The organism is Comamonas humi, from assembly GCF_054782535.1.
In genome coordinates, this window is the sequence record NZ_BAAGSH010000023.1 from 1 (window position 1) to 13221 (window position 13221).

The following is a 13221-nucleotide window of genomic DNA, read 5'->3' on the forward strand; positions in this document are numbered from 1 at the left end:
GTCAGCGTCGTCTTGCCGTGGTCCACGTGACCGATCGTGCCCACGTTCACGTGGGGCTTGGTGCGCTCGAATTTTCCTTTTGCCATTTTCGACTCCGAAAAAACCTAAATCTTATAAAGAGATTGAAGCGCAACCAGAACCGTGCGCACATTTATATGTGGTGCCCATGGGCAGGATCGAACTGCCGACCTCTCCCTTACCAAGGGAGTGCTCTACCACTGAGCCACATGGGCATAAAACCTCACCGCATTAACACAGCGCTGGAGCGGGAGACGGGAATCGAACCCGCGTCATTAGCTTGGAAGGCTAGGGTTCTACCATTGAACTACTCCCGCATCAACCTCACACAAACATCACGCGACGCCTGCATGCCATTGCTGCCGTTAAGCTCTTCTTACCATTACTGGTGGAGGGGACTGGATTCGAACCAGTGTAGGCGTAAGCCAACAGATTTACAGTCTGCCCCCTTTAGCCACTCGGGCACCCCTCCGAAGAAGAATTCGATTGTAGCATTGTTTTTGCGGCTTTTGAAGAAACTGCCAGATTTCGAATTCTTTGCCTCCGCGCGGCTCACCTCATCAGGCTGACCAGCGCCGGCATCAAGAGCGCCGTCGCAATTCCATTGAGCGCCATGGCCAGCGCCGCAAACCCCGCGGATTCAGCGCTGCGCTGGATCTCCCGCGCCGTGCCGATGGCATGGGCCGTCAGCCCCATCGCCACACCCCGCGTAGCGGCGTCATCGATCCGCAGCACGCGCAGGACTGGATCGGCCACGATGACCCCGACAATACCGGTGATGGCCACCGCCACCGCTGCCAGCGACGCCACGCCGCCGAACTCAGCAGACACCGCTGTGGCTATCGGTATCGTGGCTGATTTGGGGGCAACCGACATCAGGATCTCCGTGCTTCCTGAAAACAGCCAGCCTATCCCCACGGCGGACAGAATCCCCACGGAGCCACCCACCAGCACAGCCAGCGTGATCGGCAACCACAGCTTGCGCAGCCGCGACCATTGGGCATACAGCGGAACCGCCAGCGCCACAGTCACCGGACCGATCAGCGTATTCAGAAAGGCGACACCCCGGTAGTACTCGTCATAGGGCACGCCGAAGCAGGTCAGCACACCCACCACCATGAGCACCCCCGTCAGCACCGGAATCAATACCGGCCGGGAGCCACCCCGCACATACAACTGCTGCGCCAGCAGATAGATCAGCGCCGTCAACGCCACCCAGGCAACCGCAGAGCCGTGCAACACCTGTGCAGCTAGCCACTCAGACACCACGCGCCTCGGAATCCGCGCGGGACTGCAACCGCATCGCCCAGCGCATCGTGAGGGCCGTGGCCGCCAATGTCACCACCGCACCCAGCACGCATGCCGCCATGAAGGGAAGCCACTCTGCGCGGATGCGCTCCTGCTGCACCATGACGCCCGCCACCGTCGGAATGAACACCAGCATCATGTGCGGCAGCATCGCCTGCGTGGTCGACTGCAGCCAGTCAGGAATCCGACGCCAAGCCACCAGCAATACCAGCAGCAGTAAGGTCCCCGTCAAGGCCCCGGGGATAGGCAGATGGAGCAGCCGGGTCAGTATGTCACCCAGCCACTGCAAGCCAAAGAGTAGTGCGACAGCTTTGATCATGGCCGCATTGTCGGCGCATTCGCATGCCGCACCGACTAGGTATGCAACCCCGGCAACAGCCTCAGAAATCCAGCGGCCGCCCGTCGTCCGGCCCGCCCCAGGCTTCATGGCCATCACCATGCCGGGCCGGCGACTCTCCCGATGGCTGCATAGCCCGACGCTTGCGGGTGACGTGATAGGCCGTCAACACCTGGTGCGCCACCATGTCCAGGCTGGGCCGATGCTGGCCTTCGCGATCCACCCATACCTTGGGCGTAAGGCTGCCCGACAAGGCCACGCTGTCTCCATCCCCCAATCCCAGCAACGCAGCCACCGGCGCGTCATCGAAGGCAATCACATTCACAAACAGGCTTTCGCCGTCGCCCGACGCAGCCCGCACCTTGGCCAACGCATACGGTTTGCCCGTCTTGCTCGTGCGCTCGGCCGGCTGCCCGTGAATGCGCCCCATCACCAATCCATCGATCATCGCCATCTCCCAGAATGCATCCTGCTGCCCATCCACTGCACCATATACCTATAGTAGAGGCCGCAACAGACAACAAAAAACCCGCATGCGGCAAACATGCGGGTTTTGAAATACGTCGAGACTATCTGAAATAGCCTGATGGCGCGGCTGGCGGGGATCGAACCCACGACCCTTGGCTTCGGAGGCCAATACTCTATCCACTGAGCTACAGCCGCTAAGAGGTTTGCCGTGCAAGCAAACCGTGCAACTGAGGATTATCGCACGGCTGACCGACCATCCAACACTAGCCCAGCCTTGGCAGCCCTGCATCCTGGCCAACCGGAGTGTTCAAGCGGAACCCCAGCCCTGTCAAATAGGCATCCACTGCAGTTGTCCCCACAGGCATCAAGAGGAAATTGCCGCCGTTGAGCACCCAGCCATGGACCAAGCCCACAAAGAGCGAATGCAACCCCAGCGCCGCATCGACCGGAGACATGGATAGCTCCAGGCCCTGGTCCTGCGCCGCCTGCGCGATCGCTCCGGCAAATTTCTCCTGGCTGCTGCGCGCACTCTCTATATGGCGTGCACGCACACTCTCCAGTTCACCCACGTATTCCATTTTGAACAGCGCCGTATCGAAAATGCGCAGACGGCGCTGGTCGCCATCCATACTCTCGAATACGGAATGGATGGACCCGCGGATCCCCTCCAACGGCGAGAGACTGCTGCAATGCTCGGCACAGACCTCATCGAAGGGCATGCAAATGCGATCCAGCATGGACAGGAACACATCGACCTTGTCCTTGAAATGCCAATACACCGCGCCACGCGTCGCACCCGCCTGCTGCGCGATTTCATTCAGCGATGCGCGGGCCACGCCCTTCTCATAAAAAACCTGCTCTGCGGCATCGAGCAGCCGGCTGCGGGTTTCGTCCGCTTCCGCTTTGGTTCGTCGAGCCATGTTACCTCCTCCACCCGAGCCGGCTCCAGACAGACGACAACTTCATGAATGCCTGTGCAAGCTCATCGGGTTAATTATACATTTATGCATGTATGTATAATGGCGCAGCAATTTTGTGGGGAATCCGATACGCTCTCGCGATCCAGACCACCGAACCAGCCAGTGCCAGCCATCGGCCCAAAACCAAAAACCGATACGCTGGCAAGCTAGCAATTGCTTTGACACCGGGAAGCGATGCGCATCGCCATCCCGGCATTACTCGTTTCGTACAACATACCGGAAGGACTTTCATGCGATCCATGTATGAAAACACCCGCGCTTCTGAAGATCGTCAACCCGCGCTCTCCCAGTCTTCGCGTTCGCTGGTGGTGGGGTTGACCTTGGTGGCGGCGTTGGCGCTGGCAGCCTGCGGCAAGAAGGAAGAAGCCGCCCACGCACCGGCCGGCGGCGGCCATGCACCCGAAGTCGGCGTGGTCACCGTCAAGCCGCAGGACGTGTCGCTGGTCACCGAACTCCCGGGCCGCCTCGAAGCCTTCCGTGTGGCGCAAGTGCGCGCGCGCAGCGCCGGCATTCTGCAGAAGCGCCTGTTCCAGGAAGGCAGCGACGTCAAGGCCGGCCAGGCCCTGTTCCAGATCGACCCCGCTCCGTATGCCGCCGCCGCCGACAGCGCCAAGGCCAGCCTGCAGCGGGCCGAAGCCAATCTGGCCCAGGCCAACGCCCTGCTCAACCGCTACAAGCCACTGGTGGCTGCCAACGCCATCAGCAAGCAAGACTATGTGAACGCCGAGGCGTCGCAGAAACAGGCTGCTGCCGACGTCGCTGCCGCCAAGGCCTCGGTCACCACAGCCAATATCAACCTCGGCTATGCCAGCGTGACGGCGCCCATCGCCGGCCGCATCGGCCGCGCGCTGGTGACGGAGGGCGCCTTGGTCGGCCAGGGCGAAGCGACTCAGCTCGCGGTGATCCAGCAGATCAACCCGATCTACGTGAACTTCACCCAGTCCTCGGACGACGTCTTCCGCCTGCGCCGCGCGCTGCAGGACGGCAAGCTGCAAAAAGCCCCCGGCACCGATGCCGCCAAGGTGAAGATCCTGATGAGCGACGGCACGCCCTACAGCAATGATGGCAAGCTGCTGTTCACCGACCTGACGGTGGACCCGACCTCCGGCCAGGTCACGCTGCGCGCCGAAGTGCCCAACCCGCAGGCCGCCCTGCTGCCCGGCCTCTATGTGCGCGTGCGCATCGAGCAGGCACAGGTGAGCAATGCGATCCTGCTGCCGCAGCAGGCCGTGACCCGCACCGAGCAGGGCAACTCGGTGAGCATCGTCAGTGATGACGGCAAGATCACCAAGCGCAACATCACGATCAATGGGTCCAAGGACAACCAGTGGATCGTGACCGAGGGCCTGCAGGCCGGCGAGAAGGTGCAGGTCGACGGCTTCCAGAAGCTGCAGATGATGCCGCCCGGCACGCCGGTCAAGCCCGTGGAGTGGAGCCCGAACGGCAACAAGCCGGTGCAGGCCGCTACGGACAAGGACGCGGCCAAGCCTGCAGCACCGGCGGCCGACGGCAACGCCGAAACCAAGAAGTAAGAGGCCCCAGCTATGGCCAAGTTTTTTATTGATCGACCCATCTTTGCCTGGGTGATCGCCCTGTTCATCATCGTGATCGGTGCAATGGCGATGACCCGGCTGCCGATCGCGCAGTACCCCAAGGTGGCGCCTCCCGCCATCGTCATCAACACCGCCTACCCCGGCGCCTCGGCGCAGGTGCTGGAGGACAGCGTGCTGTCGGTGATCGAACGCGAGATGAACGGCTCGCCCGGCCTGGTGTACATGGAGTCCGTGGCCCAGGCCGACGGCACCGGCAGCATCACCATCAGCTTCGAGCCCGGCACCAACGAAGACCTGGCGCAGGTGGACGTGCAAAACCGCCTGTCCCGCGCTACGCCGCGCCTGCCCGCCTCGGTGACGCAGCAGGGCGTGCGCGTGGACAAGGCATCGCGCAACTTCCTGCTGTTCGTGATGCTGTCCTCCGACGACCCGGCCTTTGACCCGGTGGCGCTGGGCGACTATGCCTCGCGCAACATCGTGCCCGAAATCCAGCGCCTGCCCGGCATCGGCCAGGCCCAGCTGTTCGGCTCGGAAAAGGCCATGCGCATCTGGTTCGACCCCGCCAAGCTGCGCGGCTACAACCTGTCCGCCGAAGACGTGGTGGCTGCCATCCGCAGCCAGAACGCCCAGGTGGCCAGCGGCTCGATCGGCGACCTGCCCAACATCACCGGCCAGAAGGTGGCCGCCACGGTGACGGTGCGCGGCCAGCTCTCGTCGGTGTCCGAGTTCGAGAACATCGTGCTGCGCGCCAACGTCGATGGCTCCACCGTGCGCCTGAAGGACGTGGCCACCGTGGAACTCGGCGGCCAGAGCTATGCCACCTCGGCCCGCCTGAACGGCAAGGATGCCGTCGGCATCGGCGTGCAGCTCACCCCCAGCGGCAACGCATTGGCCACCTCGAAGGCCGTGCACGCCCGCCTGGAAGAGCTGCAGAAGTACTTCCCCAAGGGCGTGAAGTACGCCGTGCCTTACGACAGCTCCAAGTTCGTGAGCATCTCCATCGAAAAGGTGGCGCACACGCTGTTCGAAGCCGTGGCGCTGGTGTTCCTGGTGATGTTCCTGTTCCTGCAGAACTGGCGCTACACGCTGATTCCCACCATCGTGGTGCCCATCGCGCTGCTCGGCACCTTCGGGGTGATGCTGGCCGTGGGCTTCTCGATCAACGTGCTGGCCATGTTCGGCATGGTGCTGGTGATCGGCATCGTGGTGGACGACGCCATCGTGGTGGTGGAGAACGTCGAGCGCATCATGGCCGAGGAAGGACTGCCGCCACGCGAAGCCGCCCACAAGGCCATGGGCCAGATCTCGGGCGCCATCATCGGCGTGACCCTGGTGCTGATCGCGGTGTTCATCCCGCTGGCCTTCTTCTCGGGCTCCACCGGCAACATCTACCGCCAGTTCTCCATCGTGATGGTCGCGTCGATCGCCTTCTCGGCCTTCATGGCGCTGACGCTGACGCCGGCGCTGTGCGCGACCCTGCTCAAGCCGGTGGAAGCCGGCCACCACCACGAGAAGAAGGGCTTCTTCGGCTGGTTCAACCGCGGTTTCGCGCGCACGGCCAAGGGCTATGAAGGCTGGGTATCGCGCATGCTCAAGCGTGCCGTCCTGATGCTGGGCCTCTACGTCGCCATCATCGGCGCCGCCGTGGTGGTCTTCCGCGGCCTGCCCACGTCCTTCCTGCCCAGTGAAGACCAGGGCTACTACATCGTGAACATGCAGCTGCCGCCCGGCGCGGCCAAGGAGCGCACGCTGGAAGTGGTGAAGACCGTGGAAGAAGCCGTGCTGAAGCAACCCGAGGTGGCCAACATGGTCAGCGTGGTGGGCTTCAGCTTCTCGGGCCAAGGCCAGAACGCCGCCCTCGCCTTCGTGCCGCTGAAGGACTGGTCCGAGCGCACCGATCCCAAGTCCACGGTCGACAGCCTGGTCGGCCGCACCATGGGAGCGATCGGCGGCATCCGCGACGCCTTCGTGTTCGCGATCAACCCGCCGCCCATCCCTGAGCTGGGCAACGCCACGGGCTTCTCGTTCCGCCTGCAGGACCGTGCCGGCCTCGGCCACGAGGCCCTGGTCAATGCGCGCAACATGATGCTGGGCATGGCCTCGCAGAGCAAGATCCTGGCGGGCGTACGCCCGGACGGCCTGGAAGATGCGCCGCAGCTGCAGATCGTGATCGACCGCGACAAGGCCAACGCGCTGGGCGTGGACTTCTCGTCCATCAACACCGCGCTGTCCACCGCGCTGGGCTCGGCCTACGTGAACGACTTCCCCAACCAGGGACGTCTGCAGCGCGTGGTGGTGCAGGCCAATGCCACGGCGCGCATGCAGCCGGAGGACATCCTGCAGCTGAACGCACGCAACACCAAGGGCGACGCGGTGCCGCTGTCCACCTTTGCCACCACCAAGTGGGTCAAGGGTCCGCAGCAGACCATCCGCTACAACGGCTACCCCTCCATGCGCATCGAAGGCGGCGCGGCCCCCGGCTTCAGCTCGGGCGAGGCCATGGCCGAGATGGAAAAGCTCGCGGCCAAGCTGCCTGAAGGCTTCGGCTACGAGTGGACCGGCCAGTCGCGCGAGGAAAAGCTCGCCGGCTCGCAGGCCATGTTCCTGTACGCCTTCGCCATCCTGGCCGTGTTCCTGTGCCTGGCGGCGCTGTACGAGAGCTGGTCGATTCCGCTGTCGGTGATCCTGGTCGTGCCGCTGGGCGTGCTGGGCGTGGTGCTGGCGACACTGCTGCGCCAGTACTCGAACGACGTGTACTTCCAGATCGGCCTGGTCACCGTGATCGGCCTGTCGGCGAAGAACGCGATTCTGATCATCGAGTTCGCCAAGGACCTGCAGGCCGAAGGCAAGGGCCTGATGGAGGCCGCGCTGGAAGCCGCGCACCTGCGGTTCCGCCCCATCATCATGACCTCGCTGGCCTTCGGCCTGGGCGTGGTGCCGCTGGTACTGGCCACGGGCGCAAGCTCGGCCAGCCAGCGCGCCATCGGCACCGGCGTGCTCGGCGGCATGGTGACGGGCACGGTGCTGGCCGTGTTCTTCGTGCCGGTCTTCTTCGTGGTCGTGCGCAAGCTGTTCGGCAGCAAGACGCCGCCACATGCTCCCGCCGCTGCGGTCACGCACGGAGGTGTCAACCATGGCTAAGCAACTCATTCCTACCCTGCTGGCGAGCGCGCTGCTGGCGAGCGGCTGCTCGTTCATCCCCACGCTCGACAAGCCGGCCGCCCCCGTGGCCGCCAGCTACCCGGTGGCCACCGAGGCCAGCGCCTCGGCGGCGGCCGACATCCCGTGGCAGAACTTCTTCACCGATGCGCGCCTGCAGCAGCTGCTCTCCATGGCCCTGGAGAACAACCGCGACCTGCGCGTGGCAGTGCTGAACATCGAGCAGGCGCGGGCGCAGTACCAGATCCAGGGGTCCAAGCTGCTGCCGGAAGTGGGCGCGGGCGCCACGGCCACCCGCGGCGCCAGCCAGACCGACGGCAAGATCGGCAACTCCTACACGGCCGGGCTGACCATGCCGAGCTGGGAGATCGACTTCTTCGGCCGCCTCGCTAGCCTGAAGGAGCAGGCTCTCGCGCAGTACCTCGCCACCGAAGAAGGCCGCAAGGCCGCCCAGGTGAGCCTGGTGGCCGCCGTGGCCAATGCCTGGCTCAACCTGCAGGCGGACGAAGAACTGCTCGACATCTCGCGCCGCACGCTGACCACCCGCGAGGAATCCATCAAGCTGACCAAGCTGCGCTTCGACGCCGGCGCCGCCTCGGAGCTGGACTACCGCCAGGCCCAGTCGCTGACCGAGAACGCCCGCGCCACGCTGGCGCAGCAGCAGCGCCAACGCGCGCTGGACGTGAACGCGCTGACGCTGCTGGTCGGCCAACCGCTGCCCGAGGAGCTGCTCACCAGCCTGCAGGGCAAGAAGCTGGCCGACCTGCCGCCGCTGGCCGATGTGCCGGCCGGCCTGCCGTCCGACCTGATGCTGCGCCGCCCCGACGTGCGCCAGGCCGAGCAGGCCATGGTGGCGGCCAACGCCAGCATCGGCGCGGCCCGCGCGCTGTTCTACCCGAACATCTCGCTGACCGCGTCGGCAGGCTTTGCCAGCAACGAGCTGTCGGAGCTGTTCAAGTCCGGCTCCAAGGGCTTCAGCATCGCGCCGTCGCTGTACCTGCCGATCTTCACCGCCGGCCGCAACCAGGCCAACCTGGAAGCCGCCGAGGCCGGCAAGAAGATCGCCGTCGCGCAGTACGAGAAGGCCATCCAGGGCGCGTTCCGCGAGGTGTCCGACGCGCTGGTCAGCCGCGCCACGCTGGCCAACCAGCTCGACGCCCAGCGCGCGCAGCTCGAGGCCGAATCGGTGCGTCTCAAGCTCTCCGACCTGCGCTACACCAACGGCGTGGCCAGCTACCTCGACCTGCTGGATGCGCAGCGCTCGCTGTTCGCGCTGCAGCAGGCCACGGTGCAGATCCAGCTCGCGCAGCTGCAGAACCAGGTGCTGCTGTACAAGGCCCTGGGCGGCGGCTGGAGCGAAACGCCCGCTGTCGCCGGTGCAACTGCCACTGTAGGCTCCGCGCAACCCACTGCAGGCAAACCATAGGCCCGCATCCGCCGGCTCTGAAGCACAATGGCTCGCCACACCATGTGGCGAGCCATTTTTTTCATGACCTGCATCAGGACTGTGGCGGAAAGCGCCGCCGTGCCTGCCTGCATGGCCATGGAACGGAGGCCGTCGATATAATCGGCCGGACCTCGCCTACAACGAACGATAAGCCCCCGATACTCTTGAGGACGCAATGAGCGACATGCAGCACGAAGAAGCACACACCGGCCCCATCAAAACCCCCAAGCAACTGCTCTGGGCCAGCATCGGTGCTTTTGTGGTTCCCGTCTTTGCCATCATCGGCCTCGTGACCTACGTCACCTCCGCCAACAAGCCCGGCGCCGGCGCCAGCAACGACGAGAAGTCCGTGGCCGCCCGCATCCAGAAGGTCGGCACCGTGGAAGTGCGCGATGCCAACCGTCCGCTGCGTTCGGGCGAGGATGTGTTCAAGGCCCAGTGCGCCGCCTGCCACTCCACCGGCGCCGCCGGCGCGCCCAAGTTCCAGGACGCTGCCGCCTGGGCCCCGCGCCTGAAGACCGGCCTGGATGCGCTGGTGCACTCGGCCTTGGCCGGCAAGGGCGCCATGGCCGCACAGGCTGGTGGCGACTTTGACGACACCGAGATCGCGCGCGGCGTGGTCTACATGGCCAACGCCGCCGGCGCCAAGTTCGCCGTGCCCGAGCGCCCCGCCGCCGGCGCTGCCGCTGCGCCCGCCGAGGCAGCACCCGCTCCGGCTGCTGCTGCCGCTGCTCCGGCCCCCGCCGCCGAACCCGCACCGGCTGCCGCCGCTGCACCTGCCGCCGCCCCGGCCGCGGAATCCAAGTCCGCCGCCGGCAAGGCCCTGTACGAACAGACCTGCGCGGTCTGCCATGGCGCCGGCGTGGCCGGTGCGCCCAAATTCGGCGACAAGGCCGCCTGGGCACCGCGCATCGCCGAGGGCATGGACACGGTGGTCAAGCTCGCGCTCAGCGGCAAGGGCGCGATGCCGCCCAAGGGTGGCTCCAGCGCCTCGGACGACGAAGTGCGCGCCGCCGTCGAATACATGGTGGAGCACTCCAAGTAAGTGCGCTTCAAAAACAAGAGCCGCTTGCGCTTATCAGCAGGGCAATTCAGATACCAAACTATTTGAATCCATCGCCCAGAAAGCGCTAACAGCTCCTGTTTTGATAGAGATCCAGGCCGACCCCGCGTCGGCCTTTTTGTTGCCTGCTAATTTGGCTGCGCCAGGCCTTGCGGGCTGCGCACGAAGCCGAAGCGCGCTGCCAGCCCCTGCCGCTCGACCAGCTCGGGCTGCGGCAGCAGCGCCAGGTCGAGCGCGGTGGCGGCGTCCAGCATGTCCTGCGTATGCACCGAGCCCAGGCCGCGGTCGGTGTGCAGGTAGAGCTGCCCTTCCTCGTCCAGCAGCACCGCGCGCACCGCGCTGCGCTCCAGCAGCTCGCCGGTGTGGCTGCGCAGTTCCAGCGCATCGGCCGTGCAGCGCAGGCGCCAGACCCAGGGGGCCAGCTGCAGCTCCACGTACACGCGCTGCGGCCCGTTCTGGAAGAACCAGCGGCCATCGGGCTCCGCCAGGTAATTGCGGGCAATGAAGTCCGCCAGCTTGTCGTGGCGCACCCGCGATCCCTTGGCGCCGTCGGCACCGCTGCAGAAGGTGCCGCGGGCCTGGGCCTCGGCATCCCGCAGCCACCATTGCCCCCGGCCGTCGAGGCCCAGCCAGCCATAGCAGGCGGGCACGTTGGGCCATTTCGCCATGGCCTGCTTCACGATATCGTCCATGGGCCGATTGTGGCGCATCGCCGCCGCAGCCGCCGCCATGGCTGTCAATCGCTTACATTGGCGCGAATGGTTCTCTGCAACAATGCCGCGAGAACCGCCACAGGAAGGGAACCCCATGAAGCGCCTTGTCATCATCCTCGCCGCCACGCTGGCCCTGTCGGGCTGCGGCTACAACGACTTCCAGCGCCTCGACGAGAAGAGCAAGGCCGCCTGGAGCGAGGTGCTGAACCAGTACCAGCGCCGCGCCGACCTGGTGCCCAACATCGTGGCCTCGGTCAAGGGCGAGGCCAATTTCGAGCAGGAAACGCTGACCAAGGTGATCGAGGCGCGCGCCAAGGCCACGTCCATCCAGGCCACGCCGGAGCTGGTCAACAACCCCGAGGCCTTCAACAAGTTCCAGCAGGCGCAGGGCGAGCTGTCCAGCGCGCTGTCGCGCCTGATGGTGGTGGCCGAGCAGTACCCGCAGCTCAAGGCCAACCAGGCCTTCCGCGACCTGCGGGTGACGCTGGAAGGCACCGAGAACCGCATCGCCGTCGCGCGCGAGCGCTACATCGGCACGGTGCAGGCCTACAACGTGCTGGCCCGCAGCTTCCCCACCAACATCACGGCCAAGATCTTCAGCTACGAGCCCAAGGCCAACTTCACGGTGCAGAACGAGGCCGAGATTTCCACGCCGCCGAAGGTCGACTTTTCCACCGGCAACAAGTGATCTGAGCCAAATACGGCCATGACACATATCCTGCGAGCGCTGATAGCTACTTTATTGATAGCAATCAGCTGGAGCACGGTCCAGGCCCAGGTGCAGGCCATCCCGGCGCTCAGCGGCCACGTGATCGACGGCACGGCCACGCTGTCGACCCAGGAGCATGCTGACCTCGAACGCCGCCTGGCCGAGCTGGAGCGCAGCACCGGCTCGCAAATCGTGGCCCTGCTGGTGCCCACCACCGCGCCCGAAGACATCGCCGCCTACGCCAACCGCGTGGCCAATGCCTGGAAGATCGGCCGCCGCGACGTGGGCGACGGCGTGCTGCTGGTCGTGGCCAAGAACGACCGGCGCATGCGCATCGAGGTGGCCAAGTCGCTGGAGGGCGCGATCCCCGACCTGCGCGCGGCCCGCATCATCGACGAGCGCATGGCGCCCGAGTTCCGCAACAACCGCTATGCGGCCGGGCTGGCCGGCGCAGCCGATGCCATCGGCGCCGCCATCCGCGGCGAGAACCTGCCCGCGCCCACCGCGGCGCGCAAGCCACAGGGGCCCGCCTCGCTGCTCGATGGCGTGGACTTGCCGACGCTGGCGATCTTCTTCTTTGTCTTCGTCTCGATCGCCGGCTCGGTGCTGCGCGGCATGCTGGGCCGGCCACTGGGCTCCGTCGCGGCCGGCGGCATTGCCGGCGTCAGCGCCTTCGCGATCACGGCCAGCCTGCTGCTGGCCGGCGGCGTCGGCGTGGTGGCCTTCCTGATGGTGCTGCTCACCGGTGCCAGCGGGCGCGGCAGCTCGCTGGGTGGGCGTGGCGGCCCCATTGTGCTGGGCCATGGCGGCGGCTGGAGTTCGGGCGGTGGCGGCTGGAGCGGCGGCTCGTCCTCTGGCGGCGGCGGGGGCTTCAGCTCCGGCGGGGGCGGCGATTTCGGTGGCGGCGGCGCCTCGGGAGATTGGTGATGGGCAACTGGTTCTCACGTTCGGCACGGCAGCTGCGCCACCGCTTCCGCGACCAGCGCACGCGGCAGGTGCTGCCCGCCGCCATGCACCAGCGCATCGGCGATGCGATCGCCGAGAGCGACCGGCGCCACACCGGGCTGATCCGCGTCTATGTCGAATCCGCCCTGCCCTGGAGCTACATCCGGCGCGACGCACCGGTGCGCGAGCGCGCCATCATGCAGTTCAGCAAGCTGCGCGTGTGGGACACCGAAGAGAACAACGGCGTGCTGATCTACCTGCTGCAGGCCGATCGCGCCATCGAGATCGTGGCCGACCGGGCCCTCGCCCGCGCCGTGCCGGCCGCGCAATGGCAGGCCCTGGTGCAGCAGATCAGCCAGACACTGCGCAGCCAGTCGTACGAGGCCGGGCTGCTGCAGGCCGTCGAAATGGTGGCGGGCGTGCTGGAGCAGCATTTCCCGCCGGCGCCTTCGCCATGAAAAAAGCCCCGGCAACGGCAATGCCAGTCAGATAACGCTGACTGGCATTTTTTTCGTTGGGAA

Annotated in this window: 13 protein-coding genes and 4 tRNA genes; 7 read left to right on the forward strand and 10 right to left on the reverse strand. The window is 65.8% G+C overall.

All coding sequences use genetic code 11. The annotated features are described in order from the left end of the window. The 9 genes from ACYVKR_RS22725 to ACYVKR_RS22765 form a co-directional block, all read right to left on the reverse strand. Positions 1-86, reverse strand: an 86-nt coding sequence (locus tag ACYVKR_RS22725) for a GTP-binding protein (protein WP_033473206.1), incomplete at its 3' end; no start/stop codon positions are given. A 72-nt stretch (positions 87-158) separates the two neighbouring features. Beyond that, positions 159-233, reverse strand: a tRNA-Thr gene (locus tag ACYVKR_RS22730). A 28-nt stretch (positions 234-261) separates the two neighbouring features. Then, positions 262-335: transfer RNA gene (locus ACYVKR_RS22735), tRNA-Gly, on the reverse strand. Between the two features lie 69 nt (positions 336-404). After that, positions 405-490: transfer RNA gene (locus ACYVKR_RS22740), tRNA-Tyr, on the reverse strand. Between the two features lie 80 nt (positions 491-570). Beyond that, entirely contained in the window at positions 571-1284 is a 714-nt protein-coding gene (locus ACYVKR_RS22745; RefSeq protein ID WP_460483265.1) for an LrgB family protein, read from the reverse strand. Continuing rightward, positions 1277-1645 (reverse strand): CidA/LrgA family protein, encoded by a 369-nt coding sequence (locus tag ACYVKR_RS22750; protein WP_460483266.1) that lies wholly within the window; start codon positions 1643-1645, stop codon positions 1277-1279. The genes ACYVKR_RS22745 and ACYVKR_RS22750 overlap by 8 nt, the downstream gene beginning before the upstream one ends. Before the next feature lie 61 nt (positions 1646-1706). Beyond that, positions 1707-2111, reverse strand: a complete 405-nt coding sequence (locus ACYVKR_RS22755; protein WP_460483275.1) for a single-stranded DNA-binding protein — start codon at positions 2109-2111, stop codon at positions 1707-1709. Positions 2112-2250: 139 nt separating this feature from the next. Then, positions 2251-2326 (reverse strand) — tRNA-Arg (locus tag ACYVKR_RS22760). A 68-nt stretch (positions 2327-2394) separates the two neighbouring features. Next, on the reverse strand, positions 2395-3051 hold the full coding sequence (locus ACYVKR_RS22765; protein WP_460483267.1) for a TetR family transcriptional regulator: 657 nt from the start codon (positions 3049-3051) through the stop codon (positions 2395-2397). 299 nt (positions 3052-3350) lie between these two features. Between ACYVKR_RS22765 and ACYVKR_RS22770 the strand changes: the two genes are divergently transcribed. The 4 genes from ACYVKR_RS22770 to ACYVKR_RS22785 all read left to right on the forward strand — a co-directional run bounded on the left by ACYVKR_RS22770 (position 3351) and on the right by ACYVKR_RS22785 (position 10315). Next, a complete protein-coding gene (locus ACYVKR_RS22770; RefSeq protein ID WP_460483276.1) occupies positions 3351-4643 on the forward strand; it encodes an efflux RND transporter periplasmic adaptor subunit in 1293 nt (430 codons plus the stop codon). A gap of 12 nt (positions 4644-4655) precedes the next feature. Continuing rightward, on the forward strand, positions 4656-7805 hold the full coding sequence (locus ACYVKR_RS22775; protein ID WP_460483268.1) for an efflux RND transporter permease subunit: 3150 nt from the start codon (positions 4656-4658) through the stop codon (positions 7803-7805). Then, a complete protein-coding gene (locus tag ACYVKR_RS22780; protein WP_460483269.1) occupies positions 7798-9249 on the forward strand; it encodes an outer membrane factor lipoprotein domain-containing protein in 1452 nt (483 codons plus the stop codon). Before ACYVKR_RS22775 ends, ACYVKR_RS22780 begins: the two co-directional genes overlap by 8 nt. A gap of 196 nt (positions 9250-9445) precedes the next feature. After that, positions 9446-10315 carry a c-type cytochrome gene (locus ACYVKR_RS22785; protein WP_460483270.1) on the forward strand — a complete coding sequence of 290 codons (870 nt, stop codon included), beginning with the start codon at positions 9446-9448 and terminating at the stop codon, positions 10313-10315. A 146-nt stretch (positions 10316-10461) separates the two neighbouring features. Here ACYVKR_RS22785 and ACYVKR_RS22790 read toward each other — a convergent pair whose 3' ends face one another. Then, positions 10462-11025: a DUF2946 family protein gene (locus ACYVKR_RS22790; protein ID WP_460483271.1), complete on the reverse strand. Its 564-nt coding sequence runs from the start codon at positions 11023-11025 to the stop codon at positions 10462-10464. 115 nt (positions 11026-11140) lie between these two features. Between ACYVKR_RS22790 and ACYVKR_RS22795 the strand changes: the two genes are divergently transcribed. Genes ACYVKR_RS22795 through ACYVKR_RS22805 form a run of 3 tightly spaced genes read left to right on the forward strand, consistent with a single transcriptional unit; the run spans position 11141 to position 13158 of the window. Then, on the forward strand, positions 11141-11734 hold the full coding sequence (locus tag ACYVKR_RS22795) for a LemA family protein (protein WP_460483272.1): 594 nt from the start codon (positions 11141-11143) through the stop codon (positions 11732-11734). A gap of 18 nt (positions 11735-11752) precedes the next feature. After that, on the forward strand, positions 11753-12682 hold the full coding sequence (locus ACYVKR_RS22800; RefSeq protein WP_460483273.1) for a TPM domain-containing protein: 930 nt from the start codon (positions 11753-11755) through the stop codon (positions 12680-12682). Further along, positions 12682-13158, forward strand: a complete 477-nt coding sequence (locus ACYVKR_RS22805; protein WP_460483274.1) for a TPM domain-containing protein — start codon at positions 12682-12684, stop codon at positions 13156-13158. Before ACYVKR_RS22800 ends, ACYVKR_RS22805 begins: the two co-directional genes overlap by 1 nt. Positions 13159-13221 lie beyond the last annotated feature (63 nt).

Coding starts and splice junctions, on each gene's coding strand:
- ACYVKR_RS22750 (WP_460483266.1), bottom strand. CDS start 1,645: ATGATCAAAGCTGTCGCACTACTCTTTGGCTTGCAGTGGCTGGGTGAC.
- ACYVKR_RS22755 (WP_460483275.1), bottom strand. CDS start 2,111: ATGATCGATGGATTGGTGATGGGGCGCATTCACGGGCAGCCGGCCGAG.
- ACYVKR_RS22765 (WP_460483267.1), bottom strand. CDS start 3,051: ATGGCTCGACGAACCAAAGCGGAAGCGGACGAAACCCGCAGCCGGCTG.
- ACYVKR_RS22770 (WP_460483276.1), top strand. CDS start 3,351: ATGTATGAAAACACCCGCGCTTCTGAAGATCGTCAACCCGCGCTCTCC.
- ACYVKR_RS22775 (WP_460483268.1), top strand. CDS start 4,656: ATGGCCAAGTTTTTTATTGATCGACCCATCTTTGCCTGGGTGATCGCC.
- ACYVKR_RS22780 (WP_460483269.1), top strand. CDS start 7,798: ATGGCTAAGCAACTCATTCCTACCCTGCTGGCGAGCGCGCTGCTGGCG.
- ACYVKR_RS22785 (WP_460483270.1), top strand. CDS start 9,446: ATGAGCGACATGCAGCACGAAGAAGCACACACCGGCCCCATCAAAACC.
- ACYVKR_RS22790 (WP_460483271.1), bottom strand. CDS start 11,025: ATGGACGATATCGTGAAGCAGGCCATGGCGAAATGGCCCAACGTGCCC.
- ACYVKR_RS22795 (WP_460483272.1), top strand. CDS start 11,141: ATGAAGCGCCTTGTCATCATCCTCGCCGCCACGCTGGCCCTGTCGGGC.
- ACYVKR_RS22800 (WP_460483273.1), top strand. CDS start 11,753: ATGACACATATCCTGCGAGCGCTGATAGCTACTTTATTGATAGCAATC.
- ACYVKR_RS22805 (WP_460483274.1), top strand. CDS start 12,682: ATGGGCAACTGGTTCTCACGTTCGGCACGGCAGCTGCGCCACCGCTTC.